Annotated in this window: 17 protein-coding genes; 6 read left to right on the top strand and 11 right to left on the bottom strand. The window is 61.3% G+C overall.

What is annotated here, in order from left to right:
• Window positions 1-67: 67 nt before the first annotated feature.
• Genes FGL95_RS10175 through FGL95_RS10140 form a run of 8 tightly spaced genes read right to left on the bottom strand, consistent with a single transcriptional unit; the run spans window position 68 to window position 8,732 of the window.
• On the bottom strand, window positions 68-1,237 hold the full coding sequence (locus tag FGL95_RS10175; RefSeq protein ID WP_169586220.1) for an MlaD family protein: 1,170 nt from the start codon (window positions 1,235-1,237) through the stop codon (window positions 68-70).
• Window positions 1,237-2,319, bottom strand: coding sequence for an MCE family protein (locus tag FGL95_RS10170; protein ID WP_338079800.1), 1,083 nt, complete (start codon window positions 2,317-2,319; stop codon window positions 1,237-1,239). The genes FGL95_RS10175 and FGL95_RS10170 overlap by 1 nt, the downstream gene beginning before the upstream one ends.
• The gene (locus FGL95_RS10165) at window positions 2,316-3,416 is read right to left on the bottom strand and encodes an MCE family protein (RefSeq protein ID WP_169586218.1); all 1,101 of its coding nucleotides are present in this window, start codon (window positions 3,414-3,416) and stop codon (window positions 2,316-2,318) included. The genes FGL95_RS10170 and FGL95_RS10165 overlap by 4 nt, the downstream gene beginning before the upstream one ends.
• Complete coding sequence (locus FGL95_RS10160; RefSeq protein WP_169587024.1) at window positions 3,416-4,459, bottom strand: MlaD family protein; 1,044 nt, start codon at window positions 4,457-4,459, stop codon at window positions 3,416-3,418. The genes FGL95_RS10165 and FGL95_RS10160 overlap by 1 nt, the downstream gene beginning before the upstream one ends.
• Window positions 4,459-5,517: an MCE family protein gene (locus FGL95_RS10155; RefSeq protein WP_169586216.1), complete on the bottom strand. Its 1,059-nt coding sequence runs from the start codon at window positions 5,515-5,517 to the stop codon at window positions 4,459-4,461. The genes FGL95_RS10160 and FGL95_RS10155 overlap by 1 nt, the downstream gene beginning before the upstream one ends.
• Window positions 5,517-6,986: an MlaD family protein gene (locus FGL95_RS10150; protein ID WP_169586214.1), complete on the bottom strand. Its 1,470-nt coding sequence runs from the start codon at window positions 6,984-6,986 to the stop codon at window positions 5,517-5,519. Before FGL95_RS10150 ends, FGL95_RS10155 begins: the two co-directional genes overlap by 1 nt.
• Window positions 6,987-7,002: 16 nt before the next feature.
• Entirely contained in the window at window positions 7,003-7,872 is an 870-nt protein-coding gene (locus FGL95_RS10145) for an ABC transporter permease (protein WP_169586212.1), read from the bottom strand.
• Complete coding sequence (locus FGL95_RS10140) at window positions 7,872-8,732, bottom strand: MlaE family ABC transporter permease (protein WP_338079799.1); 861 nt, start codon at window positions 8,730-8,732, stop codon at window positions 7,872-7,874. The genes FGL95_RS10145 and FGL95_RS10140 overlap by 1 nt, the downstream gene beginning before the upstream one ends.
• A 329-nt stretch (window positions 8,733-9,061) precedes the next feature.
• Between FGL95_RS10140 and FGL95_RS10135 the strand changes: the two genes are divergently transcribed.
• The gene (locus FGL95_RS10135; RefSeq protein WP_169586209.1) at window positions 9,062-9,856 is read left to right on the top strand and encodes an SDR family NAD(P)-dependent oxidoreductase; all 795 of its coding nucleotides are present in this window, start codon (window positions 9,062-9,064) and stop codon (window positions 9,854-9,856) included.
• On the opposite strand, the gene FGL95_RS10130 is transcribed toward FGL95_RS10135, so the two are convergent.
• Window positions 9,846-10,880: an adenylate/guanylate cyclase domain-containing protein gene (locus FGL95_RS10130; RefSeq protein ID WP_338079798.1), complete on the bottom strand. Its 1,035-nt coding sequence runs from the start codon at window positions 10,878-10,880 to the stop codon at window positions 9,846-9,848. The genes FGL95_RS10135 and FGL95_RS10130 overlap by 11 nt on opposite strands.
• A gap of 63 nt (window positions 10,881-10,943) precedes the next feature.
• Between FGL95_RS10130 and FGL95_RS10125 the strand changes: the two genes are divergently transcribed.
• The gene (locus tag FGL95_RS10125; protein ID WP_169586207.1) at window positions 10,944-11,642 is read left to right on the top strand and encodes a DUF6319 family protein; all 699 of its coding nucleotides are present in this window, start codon (window positions 10,944-10,946) and stop codon (window positions 11,640-11,642) included.
• 65 nt (window positions 11,643-11,707) lie between these two features.
• The gene (locus tag FGL95_RS10120) at window positions 11,708-12,364 is read left to right on the top strand and encodes a chymotrypsin family serine protease (RefSeq protein ID WP_169586205.1); all 657 of its coding nucleotides are present in this window, start codon (window positions 11,708-11,710) and stop codon (window positions 12,362-12,364) included.
• A gap of 79 nt (window positions 12,365-12,443) precedes the next feature.
• On the opposite strand, the gene ilvD is transcribed toward FGL95_RS10120, so the two are convergent.
• Window positions 12,444-14,138, bottom strand: a complete 1,695-nt coding sequence (gene ilvD, locus FGL95_RS10115) for a dihydroxy-acid dehydratase (RefSeq protein ID WP_169586203.1) — start codon at window positions 14,136-14,138, stop codon at window positions 12,444-12,446.
• A complete protein-coding gene (locus FGL95_RS10110) occupies window positions 14,135-15,598 on the bottom strand; it encodes a DHA2 family efflux MFS transporter permease subunit (RefSeq protein ID WP_169586201.1) in 1,464 nt (487 codons plus the stop codon). The genes ilvD and FGL95_RS10110 overlap by 4 nt, the downstream gene beginning before the upstream one ends.
• Before the next feature lie 100 nt (window positions 15,599-15,698).
• Here FGL95_RS10110 and FGL95_RS10105 point away from each other — a divergent pair, with 100 nt between their 5' ends.
• The 3 genes from FGL95_RS10105 (at window position 15,699) to FGL95_RS10095 (ending at window position 17,052) form a co-directional block, all read left to right on the top strand.
• On the top strand, window positions 15,699-16,070 hold the full coding sequence (locus FGL95_RS10105) for a glyoxalase superfamily protein (RefSeq protein WP_169586199.1): 372 nt from the start codon (window positions 15,699-15,701) through the stop codon (window positions 16,068-16,070).
• A gap of 119 nt (window positions 16,071-16,189) precedes the next feature.
• Window positions 16,190-16,444 carry a hypothetical protein gene (locus tag FGL95_RS10100; protein WP_169586197.1) on the top strand — a complete coding sequence of 85 codons (255 nt, stop codon included), beginning with the start codon at window positions 16,190-16,192 and terminating at the stop codon, window positions 16,442-16,444.
• Window positions 16,445-16,554: 110 nt separating this feature from the next.
• Window positions 16,555-17,052 (top strand): DUF6764 family protein, encoded by a 498-nt coding sequence (locus FGL95_RS10095; protein WP_169586195.1) that lies wholly within the window; start codon window positions 16,555-16,557, stop codon window positions 17,050-17,052.
• The last annotated feature ends 18 nt before the right edge of the window (window positions 17,053-17,070 follow it).

Below are 17,070 nucleotides of genomic sequence, written 5' to 3'. Positions count from 1 at the left end.
AATCCCACTTCGTTCGAGCACGGCATGAAACACCCCAGCGAGTATGCCCGCTGGGGTGTCTAGGTGATCAGCTACCCGGAAGATAGTCCGACAACTCGTCTCCGGTCACACCTGGCGGCGGGCCCGAAGTGTTGTCTGGACCTGGCGGGCGAGGCGCGTTGGCCGCGCCACGCACTTGCTGCCCTGGTTTCGGGTTGTCGCAGTACTTGTACAGCGGAACCCGAGGATCGCTGACTGGCTTGTACGCGTCCCGCGGGACCGTCGTATAGTCACAGAACGGCCGTACCCAAATATCCGCTAGAACGTGGAACTCTCCGTTCCAGTACGGGACCGCCAGGGCCGCACTACCATCCCGCAACGCTGGGAAGAGGGCAGCAAGTGCCGGTGTGCGCAGCTGGGCCGCATTGAAGATCGCGAGGAAACTGCTAGCAAGCTTCGTTGCCGGCTCGTTGATTTCGCTCACTGTGCCACCGAGGTTCGACAGATTGCCGCCCGCGGTATCGAGGAAATTACTCAGCTCCGCATTCGCAGCGTTCAGTTGGTTGAACAACACGCCCGTGTTCCCCGTCAGCGTCGCCAAATCGGGCTGCGCAAGCGAGGTCGTAGCCATAATCGAGCGCAGGTTCGCAATAAGTCCAACCGTCTGCGGGAGCAACTCGTCCAAGCCCGCGAGCGTGATACTGGCACCTTGCATGACATCTCGGAGCGGACCGCCGCCGTCCTTGAACGCCTTCTGCAGCTCGGTGACGATTACTCCGAAATGCTCAGGATCGATCTGATCGACCAGGCCGGTCATGTTGTCGAGTACGGCAGACAACGGCGGTGGCGTCTTGACCCGCTCGGGGTTGAACTCGATGACGTCGCCGTCACCGAGGAACGGACCGTCGTTGCTGATCGGGCGGAAATCGATGAACTGCTCGCCGGCTGCCGACAACGCTTGAACGGTGACCTCCCCGTTGTTCGGGATGTTCGCCGACGAGTTGACCTCGATATGCGCGGCGATGCCCGTCTCCGTGATATCGATCGACTTCACCTTGCCGACCCGGAATCCCCGATAAGTCACGTCGTTGTTCGGCTGCAAACCTCCAGACCGGTCGAGGTTGACGGTCGCCTCGAAGGTCGATCGGAGCGGGTTGATTCGCATGATGTTGAACATCAGGTAACCGGCGCCGACGAGGAAGACCAGGATCAGTCCGATGGTCGAAAGCAGGGTCTTCCTCTGCAGCAAGCGCTTCATCAGTAGTTCCCCGTAATCCGTGCGTAGAGGTGCTGCAACACGTCCGTGAGGCTCACGACGAGGGAGTTGACATCGCCAAGTTCAGGCCACCGACTGCCGCTCTGATCCCAAATAGAACCGAGCGTGAGCTGGTCCAGGATGAGGGTGGCCGTGATACTCGTACTCTTGGTCGATGCCACAATCTTCGGCGTCAAGGCGCCCAGCCCGTCGGCCAGACCACCGATCTTGTTCTGCCACACTGCGATGCTCGACATCAGGGAGTCGACGCTGACTAATAGCGAGTCGAGTTGGCCGCCCGACGTATCGGCAAAGTCCTTCAAGGCGTCGCTCGCAGTTGCTGTCTTCGCCAGCAGATCACCGATCGTCTGGTTGTTCTGCGCGAGCACGCTGATCATCGACGGCAGCGAATTGGCGATCTGGCCGAGATCGCCGCGGCGCTGATTGAGGGTAGCCAGCAGCGTGTCGGTTTGTTTGAGCGTGCCGTCGATCGCTGCCGTTCGTTCGTTCAACGTGCCGACCACACTGGTGAGCTTCTCGATGAGATGGGTAAGTTGGGGGCCTTTTCCACCGACCATCGAGGCGGCTTCGTTCATGATGTTCGCGGCCTGGGTCAGCACGCCGCCGTTGATCAACGTCGACGCCGAAATCAGCAGCTCTTCGACCGTAGCGCCCGCGCTCGTGTTGTCGATCGTTGCGCCGTTGCCGAGTAGTTCGCCGCCTGGCTTGAGCGGTTGGAATTCGATGCTGACAAACACATCACCGAGCGGCGTCGCCTGGCGCAATTCAGCCCTCGTACCATCTTTCGGAAGCTGGACAGAGTTCTGAATCTTCATCGTCACATCGGCTTTGAAGTTCGTTGTCGTGATCTTCTCGACAACTCCCACATCTGCACCGCCGACCTTCACCTTCGCGTCCTGGGGAAGGTTCAACGCGTTGTCGAAAACGGCGTGCAGTTCTTGCGTTTCCCCATCGACACCCGGCTTGGGCAGCGGCAGCTTCTCCACCGTCAGACCGCAACCAGCCGTACCCATTGCGACGACCGCGATTGCAGCGACCAGTTTCGGAACTCGACTGTTGCTCACTTGAACACTCCCAGCATTGCCGCAGTCAATCCGAAATCGGGCCCGAAATCCTTCAACCTGCCGGTCCGGCAGCCGTCTGCGCGCATCTGAACCTTTTCGCAGAACTTACCGATCAAATCGCTGTCGAGCAGCCCCTTGTCGGCGAGAAGATGTGCCCGAATCCTACGTTCCTCGTAGCTGACCGAGTTCTTGATGTTTTGGAACAGCAGCGGCGTCACGTCGACGACCTCGGTGAGGTTACGTGCGTTGTCACGTAGGAGGTTTGCCGTCTCAGTGAGGTTGGTCAACGAGCTGGTGAGTTGATCTTTGTTGTCAGCCAATACCGTCGCAGTGTTGGTGAGGAAGTCGTTCAGTTGACCCAGCACGGCCTGCAATCCTGGCGCCTGGTCGGCAAGCAAAGCCGTCAACGACGTCAAGTTACTGCTGAAATCACGCAACGACTGGTCGTTCTCGGCAACGATCGTCGTCAACTCATTCAGGCGCGTGATCGTATTCGACACTGCGTCCCTGTTGTCGACACCAAGCTTCAAGGTTGTCGCCAGCGCTTGGATCGTGTCGCGCAACTTATCGCCGTTACCGTTCAGGGTGTTGTAGAGAATGCGGCCCGACAAGGGACCCGGGGCCCCCGTGCCTTTCTCAGTACCCTGCAGATCGCTCGCAATTCGATCAAGGGTCTTCAGCACGCGGTCGATATCAACGGGAACTCTAGTGCGGTCCCGAGGAATCGTGTCGCCATCAGCCAGCGTCGGACCTTCGCCGGAGTAGGCGGGCGTCAGTTCCACGTGCCTATTGGTCACAGCAGAGGGTGATACTGCCGCACCTCGAACGTCGGCTGGCAATTTGACATCCCCGTCGACGGTCATCTTGACCACGACGATGTCGCCCTTGGGCTCGATCGAGTCGATCGTCCCGACTGGCATTCCGAGGACCTCGACCTCGTTTCCGACATACATGCCAGCGACGTTCTCGAACTCGGCTGTGATCTCTTTCGTGCTTTTGAAGGCATTGGTGACCGAGGCAGGAAGCACCGAGCAGCCCGTCGCGACCGTGGCGATCACGCATACGGCGCCGAGCTTCGTCAGCTCATTGAGTCTCATTATCGGCACCCATCGATGATCACTTGCACGAAGCAGAGCCAGTTGTCCGGGAAAGGGCCACCCGAAAGGTTGATATCTGCATACGGCCCGTTTCCGAATACGTTGTCCATTTGGCGGACGACCACGGGAAACAGCTGAAGCAACGAATCGAGCTGGTCACTGTTCTTCTTCAAACCCTCGGACATTGTGTTCAACTGCTGGATCATTGGTCCGAGCTGCCCGTTATTTTCCGACCCGAGGTCCTGTAGCTGCTTGGACAGAGTGCCGACATTATTCAGCAGCCTCGTAATCAAGTCCTGGCGCTCCATGATTCGTTCGGCAATCGCCTGGCCCTGGGTAATCACAACGAGCACGCTGTTCTGATTGTCGCCGAGGACGTTGCTCACCGCGTCGAGGTTGTGCAGCAGGGCGTCGAACTGATTCCGGCGCGTAGAGATTACCTTCGCAAGGACGCCGACACTGTCGAGCGACTGCGCGATCAACTGCGGCGAGTCACCGAACTGCTTATTAAGCAGATCCAGGGAATCGGCGAGTTGCTTGGTGTTGATCTCTTCGACCCGGTCGAACTGGTTCTCTTTCGTCGGATCATTGACAACCTTCGCGAAGCTGAACGGCACCTCGGTGTTCGTACAAGCTTCGTTTGGTTTCGGTCGGTCACAGTAAATCCGGTCGTCCGGCAAACCGAGGCCATTGCCTGGGTCCAAATTCACGAACTGCGTGCCGAGAATGGTCGCGAGCTTGATCTGGGCCTTGGCATCGGGACCGAGCTTAAGATCGTTGTCGATGCTGAGCGTGGCGGTCACGTGGTCGCCGTCGAGCTTCAGCGATTTAACCGTTCCGACCTGGATACCGGCCACACGAACCTTCTGGCCGGTTCGCATGCCGGCCGCCTGCTCGAACTCGACCTCGATCGACTGCTCGCCGAAGCCCGCCACCTTGTACAGGCTACTACCGACCAATAACCCGATGATCAACAGTGAACCGAGAATTCCCAACCAGAATGGGCGGTTCTTGCCGAAGTTCGGTCTTGGGATACGGGCCATCAGCGGCACACCTCCGAATGCTTGTTACCCAGGAGCACGTTCTCGATCTGCGGCTGCCAACCTCGGGGAAGTAGCAGACCGTACAGCGAAACCTCGAAGGTGCAGTTGTACAGGTTGATGTAAGTGCCCTCGGAGGTGATTCGCGCCAGCGCCTGAAGCAGTGGGGGCGCGTCGATTGCGAGTTGATCGAGCTTGGCTCCACTGCCGATGAGGACATTGAGAGCGTCCGTTGTCGACGTCTGCGCCGCATTCAGATTCGGTGATATCTGGCTGACCAGATCGACCAGTGACGTCGTCGCGTTGGCGACCGCAACTGTCGAACCTTGCAGCGACTGGCCCTGCTCGTACAGACCGCCGACAAGTGTTCGCGCCTGGGCGAGCAATGTCTCGAACTGACCGCTGCGTCCTGCCAATCCTTCGATGACGCCGCTCAGGTTGTCGATCAGATCACCGAGTATCGCGTCACGATCGTTGAAAGTCGTTGCGAGCGCTGCGGCTTGGGTGATGAACGCGGACAGTGAGACCTGGTCACCTTGCAATGCCTGGATGAACGTGCCCGACAGTGTGTTGACCTGTTCTGGTGACAGCACATCGAATAGCGGCTGCAGACCTCCGAGCAGCTTCGACACATCGAACGAGGGCTCGGTCAACGAGAGTGGAATCTCGCCGCCCTCGTCGAGCCGTGATGTATCGCCGCCTGAGCCAGGGTTGAGCGCGAGATAGCGCTGACCGATGAGGTTCTGGTACCGAATCAGCCCCTTCGTGTTATGGAAGATTTCCTGGTCGGAGTTGATTTCGAACTTCACCTTTGCTAGGTGAGCCATCGTGTTGTCGACCTGTTGATGTACCAGGTCGATACTCTGGACGCGGCCGACGCGAACGCCGGCCATACGAACGTCGTCATGAACCTTCAGCCCGAGTACGTCGGTGAACGTGGCGGTATAGGACTTCGTCTCCCCCTCGACGCCACGTTGCAGGGTTGCCCAGATGACCCACGTCACGAGGAGAGAAAAGATCGCAAACAGGGAGAAGCCGATCAACGGCTTTTTGATGCTCATCAGCGATTACTTCCGTCCGGTGAAACCTTCAGCGCGCTGCCTCGGAGCGCCGATCCGAGCAACAGCATCTCGGTTGCGTCCGGTTTGTCGCCGACGATCGCTGTGACGGCCGCGGGTCCCACGAACGCGGCTGGGCGAATCTCGGCGGGTTGCACTTGCGCTGATGCAGGTATCGCCGGCTGAGGGAAGAGTCCTTCGAGAGGCGTTCCCGCAAATGGGTTGTTCAGTGACGGTGCGCTTGTAGGCGCCGGTTGCCCTCCCACCGCACCGAGCAATTGCTGCAATTCTGGAATCGCGGGGAGCTGCGGGAGAAGGAGTGGCCGCGGCCCGGCGGCGTCGAGCCATCGCGGCCTTAGCTCCGGTGGAAGGTAACCGGGATCCCCGACAGCTGGTGCCGTAGCACAGCTTGGACCTGCCATGGTGCCGTAGCGAGGGCATTCTGCCGCGCCGTACTGCTTGAACGGAGTGAGTGACGCTTCGGTGACGAGTATGACGTACTCGCGCGGATTTCCGTTGCCCTTGAGTGACCCTGCAAACGCAGGGATTGTTTGGTCGTTCAGGATCGGAATAGCCTGCGCAATGGCCGTCGGGTCACTCGCGAGCGCGCCGAACACGTTTGCGCCTCCCGATGCAAGGTCCTTGCCAGCGTTCGGATTGTTCGCAAACAATGTGTTCGTCGCGTCCAGGGCAATTCCGCCGCCGTACAGCACTGCTTCGAATTCAGCCTGCTTCTGCGAGATCAACTGCGCGGTCGAGACAGAGTCGCCGAGTACGTTGAGCAGTTCGGGTGCGGATTCGTTGAGCGCCCCGATGCCGGCCGCCATTCCGCTCAGCAGATCCTGGCCGGTGGGAGTGCCGGTGTCGATCGCGGTCAGCAGTCGGTCGAGCCGATCGATCGACGATCCCGGCACACGTGCGCTGCCTTCGAGCGCGTAGGAGAGGCTGCCCAGCACATTGCCGAGATTCTCGGGCTGGATCGAATTGATGATCTTCTTGAGCTTGGTCAACGTGTCCTGAAGGGCCACAGTGCCTTTGCTCGTGTCTTGCTTGACCGTCGCGCCTTCGCTCAACGTCTCGGTCGATTCGCTCGACTTTTCAGGGCTGACCAATTCGATCGAGGTCACGGCGAACACGTTGCTCGGTACGACCCGGGCCGTGACGCTCGAAGGAATGTCCTTGGCGTATTCGGGCTTCAAGTTGAGCTGGACGTGCTGCTCTCGACCTTCCGCCGCGATTTCCACGCTTTCGACAGCGCCGACCAAGACCCCGCGGTACTTGACGTCGGCGTCCGCCGCCAAGCCGTCGCCGGTCGATGTCATCACAGCGGTCACGTTCACCTTTTTCGTGAACGTTCCCTGGTAGCGAAGCATCAGTAGGAAGAGCGCCAAAGCGAGCACCAAAAATAGGACGACGCCAGCAAGGACCAGCTGTCGCATTGTCGGACCGCGTCCGCTCGGATCGATGATCATAGAGTTTCTTGCCCTCTCAGCCCGAGATCCGGATGCCGGGGTTGATTCCCCAAATGGCAAGTGTCATGAACAGATTCGCGAAGACGACGATGATGAACACCATCTTGATCGCGCGGCCGGCCGCGACGCCGACGCCTTCCGGCCCGCCCGAGGCGAAGAAGCCGTAGTAGCACTGAATGAAGGTCGAGAGAGCCACAAAGACGACGACTTTTATCAGCGAATAGAAGATGTCGGTGTTGACGAGGAATGTGTAGAAGTAGTGCATATACGTTCCGCCGGAGCTACCACCCAGCAGAACGACGGTGAACTTGCACGACAGAAACGCGACGACAAGGCCGAGGCAGTAGAGCGGAATGATCGCGATCATCGCGGCGATGATCCGGGTGCTGACCAGGTACGGCAGCGGCCGGATTGCGACGGCTTCTAGCGCGTCGATTTCCTCTGAGATTCGCATCGATCCGAGCTGCGCGGTGAACCGGCAGCCTGCCTGCGCCGTGAACGCCGCCGCAGCGAGAATCGGCCCAATTTCTCGGGATGTCGCGAATGCTGAAATACCGCCGGTCAGCGGACCCATACCAATCAGATCGAGACTGGTGTACGCCTGTAGACCGACCGTGATGCCGCCGAAGGCGCTGAGGATGACGACCACACCGATCGTTCCGCCGCCGACAACGATCGAGCCGTTGCCCCACGTGACGTCGGAAAGAAGGCGCCACACCTCTTTCGGGTAGTGCTTCAACGCGATCGGAATAGACGCGAGCGACCGGATGAAGAAGAAGACCTGGTGGCCGGCCCGGGCCGTCATATTGACCGGGGCCTTACCGGCACCCTTCAGCGCATAGATCGGCCGAAGTAGCGGGGGGACATAAGAAGACGATGCAGTCATCAGACCAACTCAACTGGGAACAAGGTGTTGTAAATCTGCGTGAGGATGATATTTGTCGCGAACAGCATGAGCGCGGATGTCACGACTGCCGCGTTCACCGAGTTCGCAACGCCGCCAGGGCCGCCGCGCGCGTTCAGGCCGCAGTCGCAGGCGATGATCGCCGTCAGCAGGCCGAATATGAGCGCTTTTATCAGCGCCACGATCATGTCGTTCGAGGAAGCAAAGGCCGAGAAGGTCGCGAGGTAGGAACCCGGCACACCGTCTTGCATCAGTGTGTTGAAGAGGTAGCCCATCAGGAAGCCGACGAAAATCACGAAGCCACACAACAAAACGCTGACCAGCATGGCCGCGGCAAGGCGGGGCGCCACGAGCCGACGCATCGGATCGACACCCATAACCTTCATCGCGTCGATTTCCTCCCGAATGGTTCGGGAACCGAGGTCGGCGCATACGGCCGATCCGACTGCTCCGGCGATCATGAGCGACGTTACAAGGGGCGCGCCCTGCTGAATGATCGTCAACCCGTTCACCGCCCCGATGAACGAGGTCGCGCCGACCTGGCTGACAACCGCGCCGACCTGCACCGAGACCGTAACCGCGATGGGAATTGCGACCAGCAACGTCGGCGCCGCAGCAACACTCGCCATGAATGCGCACTGCTTGATGAATTCGTTGAACGGGAACTTGCGGGTGAAGAGATCGACGAACAGCGTGGAAATTGCGTGGCCGCCCATTGTGATCTGTCGGCCGAATGTCTCGAGCGACCTCTTCGGGTGATCACGCACCCAGCCCTTACTCCAGTCGTACGCAGCCGAAGCCGACGACCGCGATTCCTCCGGTGGGCTCTTCGTCGCGACCACTGCAGACCTCCCTCTCTGTCACCCTCGGCGCTCAGCGCCCAAGTGCACCAGCGCACCCTACTATGTCGCGCGGCACAAAGCACCGCCGTGGTGAGCTAGAACAAATGAAAGCACACGGGTAACGCACCTCACGCCAGTTCGGGCGATCCGCTAGCTGTCAAGACCAGGGAAATCCGAACTGTAATAAGTGCGTTTGGGCAGATACCTGCGTGCGGCTCGCCTCGGACTGATTCTGGACATGAGTCCAGCACAATTGAAAGGTTGGCAACGCGCAGGGTAACAATCGATCGAGCCCGCTTCCCGCGGACACTCCGATTAGATTGAGTGGCATGAGCCTTCCGATTCCACGCAAGGATTCAGTCGCAATCGTGACCGGCGCATCCTCAGGTATCGGCGAGCAGTTCGCACGCCAACTATCGGCACTGGGCCATCGAGTAGCGCTGACGGCGCGACGCGAGGATCGGTTGACGGCACTCGCTGCCGAGCTGGGCGGTCCCGACCGTGCAGTGGTGATCGCCGCCGATCTTTCGGTTCCCGAGGACCGCGATCGCCTGGCCGCCAGAATCGAGGAGCTCGGGGCCCAGGTCGACATCCTTGTAAACAGTGCAGGTTTCGGCGTCTACGGAGCGTTCATCGAATCCGGGCGCGAGCGTGAAGTTCGTCAGGTCCGCGTCGACGTCGAGGCGGTTGTCGATCTCATGGCCCGCTACCTGCCAGGAATGGTCGAACGAGGGACCGGAGTGATCATCAACGTCTCGTCGTCCTCCGGATTCCTCCCCTCTGCATACAACGCGGGATACGCCGCGGCCAAAGCGCACGTGTTGTATCTGTCGGAGGCAGTCAACGCGGAGGTCCGGGGGACCGGCGTTTCGGTAACAGCAGTGTGCCCAGGGCCTGTGCCGACCGAATTCGCCGAGCTGAACGAGGCCGCGATTTTCGACAAGGTGCCGAAGTCGTTCCGAGTCTCACCCGAACGAGTAGTCGCGGATTCGCTGAAGGCGGCGGACAAAGGCAAACGTTCGGTGGTTCCTGGTGGTCCGCATGTGAAGGCCTTCTTCGCTCCGAGCCGACTCGCCCCACCAGCACTCGCGCTTGCGCTCACGAAGCGTTTGCTCAAGAAGTAGTTGCGCTGTCCCGCAAGACATGTGCGTACAGGCGACTGAACCCACGCACTCTGACCGGGCGCAGGCTCTTGAATACAAAGTCACGCTGGCCGTCCAGTTCTTCCGCGAACTGCGAATCGACCAGCACGGTGCCCGGCCGCGCGACTCCGGTCAACCGTGCGGCGACGTTCACGACCGACCCGTATAGATCGCCGAAGCGCTGCAACACAGGTCCGTAGGCGACACCGACGCGGAGGTCGGGAGTTTCCTTGTCGGCCCCTCTCGCCTTCTGCAGGTCCAGGGCGATCCGTGCCGCGTCTGCGGCATTGTTCGCCGCGAACATCACTTCGTCACCGAGGGTCTTGATCAGCCAGCCGCCGTGGCGGGTAATGGTTTCCGTCGCCGCCGACTCGAATGGGTCCAGTAACGAACGCAACTCGGCAGAATCCATGTGTCGTGTCAGCCGGGTGTAATTCACCATGTCGGCGAAACCGACAGCGAGGGTCCGTGTTGCCGAGTCCGCCTCGTAGCCCTCCCGAGATCGCGCAGCGGCAGCTGCAAGGTGCCTACGCCACGTGAAGGTCTGCAATTTCTCCAACACGGGCACAGTTTGTTCGGCGACACTTCGAACCACTTGTTCCACAGTCTCTTTCGAGGGGTGGTCACCGCCGGTCGAGCGCACCTTGTCGATCATGTGCGCCGCGACCACATCGACCTGCCACTCGGCTAGACGGGCCATCGAATGGCCGAGTGATCGCGCGATCGCAAGTTGGGTCGACGCATCGACGATGCCGTCGGTGACCAGGCCTCCGAAGAGCGTCAACGCCGCGACGTCGTCGTCGGTGAACATCGCGACAGCGGGATCGACCGGGAATCCGAGTGCCATCCACACCTGGCTCGCCTCTTGCGGCGATATCCCGACACGATCGGCTATCTGGTCCAGCGAGTATCGCGCCGGACCCCCCAACAGCATCGGCTCCAACTCCGCCGCAACGACGCCGACCCAGGGATCCGGTCCGTCGTCAGGATCCGATTTCGTGTCCACGATCTCAATACAACACGATGCACAGCGCGCAAACGTGTCGGACTGCTGTGCCAGGATCGTCGGATGCCACCGCGCCGCCGGTCAACCGAGGAACCACCGCTCACCGCCGACGATCTTGCCGCTCTCGACGAGGCCGTCAACGCGGGTCGTCGCGCCACTGTCTATCTACGAGAGGCGATGCCGAGCTTGAATTTGCCCGCGGGTGCCTCTGGGCGCGTCGTCAAAGTCACCGGTTCGACCGTGCTGGTCCGTCCGCGTGGTGTCGACGACGAGCTCCCGTTCGAAGCCGACGAGATTCGGTTGACGCGCAAACAGGCCCCTGAGCCGGCAACCTCGCCGACGAAACCGCCGGAGACCGAAGTCGCCGAGTGGACGCCGGCTCCCCCTCCCGCCGCTCCGAAGCCGCGTGCGCGGCGAAGCGAACCGACACCCGCCGACGCACCGGCCAAACCTGCATCACCAGCCAAACCTGCTGCCATCAAGAAGCTTGCCGACGGCGTCACCGTCACAATCCAGGGCACCCTCGACAACACCTGGACTGTCGGTGTCGCATACGGGTCACGTCCGGCCGGCAAACCGAGGTCTGTAGGTGCCGACGCCGTCGAACGGGCGCTTGTCGCACTCGACGACGATGTTGCGCGTGAGGCTGTAGGTGCTGTTCTTTCGGCCGCCCGTCAGGCAGTCGCAGCCCGCATCAGTGAGTTGAGCAAGCAACTGGACGAGGCCAAAAATCAACTCGCCGCGCTGGGTTCGTCGGAATAGTTATCTTGCGACCCGCCGTCAGGCCCGCCTAATTGATATGGTGCGGGTCGACGTCTGGAGGGAAAGTGTTCAAAAAGCTAGCAACTATTGTGGTCGGGGTCGCGGCAATCGCCACCCTGCTCGGCGCAAACACCGCCGTTGCCGCACCGGGTACCCCTGTTCTGGGTGGCGGCTCCGGGATCATTGTCGACGACGCGTTCGAGTGCACGCTGACCACGATCGGCTACGACGGCGCTGGGCGCCTAGTCGGCCTCACCGCGGGTCACTGCGGTGGCGCAGGTGCGGCGGTGAAAGCTGAGAGCAACACCAAGTTCGGCGTCGTCGGCCGATTCGTGTACTCGAACAAGGATCTCGACTATGCCGTGATCGAGTTCGACGCGGCACGGGTCATCCCGGTGAACCGGATCGGCAACACGACGATCACGAACATCGGCAACCCGCCCGGATTCCTGAACCTCATCTGTAAAGAAGGCCGCACGACGGGCAACACCTGCGGCCTGGCCTACGGCGACGTGTTCCAGTCCAACGAGACCTGGTCCCAGATGTGCGTCATCGAAGGCGATTCCGGCGGTCCGGTGGTCATGGGATCGACACTGGTCGCGATGGTCAACGCCTACCTGCTCGCTCCGTGCATCGGTCCGGAGGTCGGTACCAACATCAATGCCATCTTCGGTGACATCAACCGTCGCGGTGGCGTCGGCGCCGGATTCCGCCCGATCTAATCGGCTTTGGTGCTCGTGAGCCTTTCGGGTTCGACCGAAAGGCTCACGAGCGCTGCGGCTCACGAAAACACGTAGAGCTTCACGAACAGACGGCGCCGTACGAAGCCGAGCCGACCAGTTTCGCGTATTTCGACAGCACTCCGCGGTTGTACCGAGGTGGCAACGGTGCCCAACCTTCGCGACGAGCAGCCAGTTCGGCCTCGTCGACAACGAGGTTCAACGTTCCGTTTGCGACGTCCAGCTCGATTTGATCGCCGTCCTTCACAAACGCGATCGGTCCGCCATCCACCGCTTCGGGCGCGACATGGCCGACACACAATCCCGTCGTTCCGCCCGAGAAGCGGCCATCGGTAAGTAACAGAACGTCCTTACCAAGTCCCGCGCCTTTGATCGCGGCCGTGATCGCGAGCATCTCACGCATCCCAGGACCACCCTTCGGCCCCTCGTAGCGGATCACCACCACGTCGCCGTTGGTGATCGTGCCGTCCTCGAGCGCGTCGAGCGCAGCCCGTTCCCGCTCGAAAACCCGTGCGGTCCCGGTGAATACGCTCGAATCGAAGCCAGCAGACTTCACGACCGCACCACCCGGCGCGAGCGATCCCTGCAGAATCGTGATCCCTCCGGTCGGATGGATCGGCGACGACATCGCGCGCAGCACCTTGCCATCCGGATCGGGCGGCGCGATCGACGCAAGGTTCTCGGCCATCGTCTTTCCGGTGACGGTCAGGCATTCCCCATGCAGCAAGCCTGCGTCCAACAACGCCTTCATCATCACCGGAACGCCGCCGATGCGGTCGACGTCGGTCATAACGTGGCGCCCAAAGGGTTTGACGTCCGCCAGGTGCGGAACCTTGGCGCCGACGCGGGCGAAATCCTCGAGCGACAGGTCTACGTCGGCTTCGTGCGCAATCGCGAGAAGGTGAAGGACGGCGTTGGTCGAACCGCCGAACGCCATGACCACGGCGATCGCATTTTCGAATGCTTCTTTGGTGAGAATGTCGCGTGCAGTGATGCCCTGCTTCAACAACTCCACGACCGCCTGACCGCTTCGGCGCGCAAAGCCATCGCGACGGCGGTCGGTCGCGGGCGGCGCCGCACTACCGGGGAGTGACATGCCGAGCGCCTCAGCCGCGCTGGCCATCGTGTTCGCGGTGTACATACCGCCGCACGCGCCTTCGCCCGGGCAGATCGCGCGCTCGATCGCATCGACATCTGCGCGCGAGATCAGTCCGCGCGCGCACGCACCGACCGCCTCGAACGCGTCGATGATCGTGACTTCCTTCTCGGTGCCGTCCGACATCTTCGCGATGCCAGGAAGAATCGACCCCGCATAGAGAAACACGCTCGCAAGGTCGAGCCGGGCCGCGGCCATCAACATTCCGGGCAGCGATTTGTCGCAACCGGCGAGCAGCACCGAGCCATCGAGCCGCTCGGCCTGCATCACGGTCTCGACGCTGTCCGCGATCACTTCACGCGAGACGAGCGAGAAGTGCATTCCCTCGTGGCCCATCGAGATACCGTCCGACACCGATATCGTGCCGAATTCGAGCGGGTAGCCGCCAGCGGCGAAAACGCCGTCCTTGCAAGCCTTTGCGAGGCGGTCCAGCGACAGGTTGCACGGGGTGATCTCGTTCCACGACGACGCAACACCGATCTGTGATTTGCCCCAGTCGTCGTCACCCATGCCGACCGCACGCAACATGCCGCGAGCGGCGGTCTTTTCCAGACCATCGGTGACATCCCGGCTTCGGGGTTTGATGTCGATCTCGGTCATGATGCTCCTTCGGTCATGGCCAGGCGGGGCTGTACCGCTGGGCCGGTGATGGCGCAATGTGGTTTGCAGTCAACGGTTTCCAATTCGACCAGTCGATCAGGCTTACCGATCATGATCGCAGCAAGTGCGCCACCGACTAGCAAGAGTCCCACGCAAATCAGCATCGCAGTGCGAAAACCGTCGTCGAACCGAATTGGATCGCCGAAAGCCGAACCACTCAGCCCGGCCAGACCGGGTAAGGCTGCGACGGCGAGTAGCTGACTGGTGCGAGCGACCGCGTTGTTGACTCCGGACGCGATGCCGGATTCAGCTGTGGGGACCGAACCGAGCACCGCGCCGGTGAGGGGCGCGACCAGTGCCGACAGTCCGAGCCCGAAGACGATGACGCCGGGCAGAACATCGAGCAGGTAGGACGCATCCGGACCGATCCTGAGCATGAGCAGCAGTCCGGCCGCCGACAGCAGAGGTCCGAGGGTCATGGGAATGCGTGGTCCGGCGGTCTGCGCCCACCGTCCGGCGCGGGACGACAGCACGAGCATCAGCACCGTGATCGGGATCGTGGCCATTCCCGCGGCGAGCGGTGAGTAGCCGGAAACCAGCTGCAGCTGGAGCAGCAGCAGAAAGAAGACGCCGCCGAGCGCCGCGTAGACGGCAAATGTCACCAGGTTCGCGGCAGTGAAGATCCGGGACGAGAACAGCGATGGCGGCACGAGCGGGTGATCACTGCGCAGCTCTATCGCGACGAATACGCCAAGCAACACGATCCCGCCGAGTGCGATGAGAACCGTGGAGTCGATGAGCCCGTACGTCAGGGCTGCCAGCGCGAGTGCAACAACGACCGCTCCGGCCACATCGAGCTTGGCGGGCGGGTTCGGATCCTTGCTCTCCGGAACGTGCACGACCGATACCCACACCACCGCTGCGATGAGCGGCAGATTGATAAGGAATACAGAACGCCAGCCGGCAACCTCGACGAGCCAACCACCGAGCAGCGGACCGATCGCACCGGCAACCCCACCGAGGCCGGACCACACACCGATCGCTGCGCCGCGGTCTCGCGGATCGATCGATGCCGAGATCAGCGCCAAGCTTCCCGGGGTCAACATCGCGCCTGCGACACCTTGCAGCACCCGCGCCGCGATGAGGACCTCGATATTCCATGCCAGACCGCACAAGATCGAGGCGAGAGCGAAGCCGACCGAGCCCCAGACGAATACCTTGCGCCGACCCAGGCGATCACCGAGCGCGCCGCCGAGCAGGATGAACGACGCCAAGGTCAGGGTGTAGCCGCTGAGGGTCCATTGCAGCCCGGCCACGTTGGAGTCGAACGCCTCACCGATTCTCGGCAGCGCGATATTGACGACGGTGCCGTCGAGCATCGCGACCGACGAGCCCAATACCGTTGCGAGAACGATCCATCGGCCGGATGTCGAACGTAAGCGCGGGAGTGTCTCGGCCACAACGGTCCAATCTACGCCCGAGTCCTGGTCGTCCGACCGATTGTCGGTGACAACTCATACGATGGCCCGGACACCACGAACCGTCACTAGGAGGCCCCGAATGGATTTCAAGCTCGAGTTGATCTCAGTGCCCGTATCCGATGTCGATGCCGCGAAGGCCTTCTATACAGAGAAGGTCGGATTCAATGCCGACCACGACCATCAGGTGAACGACGAGCTCCGTTTCGTGCAGCTCACCCCGCCGGGTTCAGCATGTTCCATCTCGATCGGCACCGGCATCACCGATGCCGCACCGGGCTCTGTCCGCGGACTGCAGGTGGTGGTGGACGACATCGATGCTGCTCGGTCCGAGCTGGTCGGACGCGGTGTCGAGTGCAGCGAGATTCAGCGATTTCCCTGGGGCAACTTCGTCTTCTTTTCCGATCCAGACGGGAACACGTGGGCCGTTCAGCACATACCGGGCCGCTCCTGACGCCTGATTTCCAACGTCACCGAGAGTACTTGGCAACCTTCCGTTCGCATGGGCGTCACCAAACCGACTTACTTGCCGCGTTTGATGCTCGTACCTAGTTCGATCGAAGGGATCAAAAAATGAAGTCCACGCTGAAGAAGATCGTTGCCATCACTGCTCTCACGCTCGCCGCGTTCGGCGTTGCAGCGGGAACCGCGAGCGCCGAGTCGGCGCCTGCACCCACCCCGGACGACTTGGTTGTCGGAGTTCTTCCCGGCGTGACCTACATTTCGTACGACAAGGGTGGTGCAGCCTTGGTCAGTGGCGCCGGCACCGTGCTCCTGGTGGGCGGCGGATATCGCGTTCTTGACGGATCTGGCGCAGTCATTTTCTAATTTGTTGCGATTCGGAGCCTGACGAGCATCGTTCTTCCTTCATCGATCGTTCCTCTCTATCGACGTGCGTAAGCTGATGGCTGTTGCACATTGATCGGGGAGGGCAACGAATGAAGATGCTCGGGTACGTCGCTGGCGCCGTTCTTGCGGTTGGTTGCACTGCATTGTGTCCAGGTCAGGCGGTCGCGAGTCCGCTGCAATGCATTTCGACAGGTGATCAGAAACTCACCGTGATCGAGGGCGGGACGGCCTGCGGGTCCGAGGCGGTCGCCAACGGTGCTGCGGCCGCATACGGAATCGACGGAATCGGCTACGCGAAGGCGATCGGCGGCGCTACCGCACTCGGCCTCGGAGTATCGGGCGGAGTAGGCGCGAGCGAAGGCGTCGGCGGCGTGCCGATCGCTATCGGACTCGGGCCGGGCAGCGTCGCGATCGTCTCAGTCGACTACGGCGCGATGTCGCTCGCCGTCGCATTTCCGGGGTCGCAGGCTCTCGTCGCCAACAGCGATCAGGGCGTAGTCTGCGCTGGTGGTGCTGCGTTTGCCTGGAACATGTTGGCGGGCAAGGCCTGCATAGCAACTGGAGCAGGCATCCTCGCTTTGGGTTGATCGCGGCGAGCTGCTCTT

This window comes from Antrihabitans stalactiti (genome assembly GCF_012932915.1).
In the GTDB taxonomy this organism is placed as follows: Bacteria; Actinomycetota; Actinomycetes; order Mycobacteriales; family Mycobacteriaceae; genus Antrihabitans; species Antrihabitans stalactiti.
The sequence above is the reverse complement of the archived record's forward strand: the minus strand, read 5'-3'. Positions and strand labels throughout refer to the sequence as shown.

Excerpts from the sequence above, each read along its gene's own strand:
- FGL95_RS10175 (WP_169586220.1), bottom strand. The coding sequence starts at position 1,237 with ATGAAGCGCTTGCTGCAGAGGAAGACCCTGCTTTCGACCATCGGACTG.
- FGL95_RS10165 (WP_169586218.1), bottom strand. The coding sequence starts at position 3,416 with ATGAGACTCAATGAGCTGACGAAGCTCGGCGCCGTATGCGTGATCGCC.
- FGL95_RS10160 (WP_169587024.1), bottom strand. The coding sequence starts at position 4,459 with ATGGCCCGTATCCCAAGACCGAACTTCGGCAAGAACCGCCCATTCTGG.
- FGL95_RS10155 (WP_169586216.1), bottom strand. The coding sequence starts at position 5,517 with ATGAGCATCAAAAAGCCGTTGATCGGCTTCTCCCTGTTTGCGATCTTT.
- FGL95_RS10150 (WP_169586214.1), bottom strand. The coding sequence starts at position 6,986 with ATGATCATCGATCCGAGCGGACGCGGTCCGACAATGCGACAGCTGGTC.
- FGL95_RS10145 (WP_169586212.1), bottom strand. The coding sequence starts at position 7,872 with ATGACTGCATCGTCTTCTTATGTCCCCCCGCTACTTCGGCCGATCTAT.
- FGL95_RS10135 (WP_169586209.1), top strand. The coding sequence starts at position 9,062 with ATGAGCCTTCCGATTCCACGCAAGGATTCAGTCGCAATCGTGACCGGC.
- FGL95_RS10125 (WP_169586207.1), top strand. The coding sequence starts at position 10,944 with ATGCCACCGCGCCGCCGGTCAACCGAGGAACCACCGCTCACCGCCGAC.
- ilvD (WP_169586203.1), bottom strand. The coding sequence starts at position 14,138 with ATGACCGAGATCGACATCAAACCCCGAAGCCGGGATGTCACCGATGGT.
- FGL95_RS10105 (WP_169586199.1), top strand. The coding sequence starts at position 15,699 with ATGGATTTCAAGCTCGAGTTGATCTCAGTGCCCGTATCCGATGTCGAT.
- FGL95_RS10100 (WP_169586197.1), top strand. The coding sequence starts at position 16,190 with ATGAAGTCCACGCTGAAGAAGATCGTTGCCATCACTGCTCTCACGCTC.
- FGL95_RS10095 (WP_169586195.1), top strand. The coding sequence starts at position 16,555 with ATGAAGATGCTCGGGTACGTCGCTGGCGCCGTTCTTGCGGTTGGTTGC.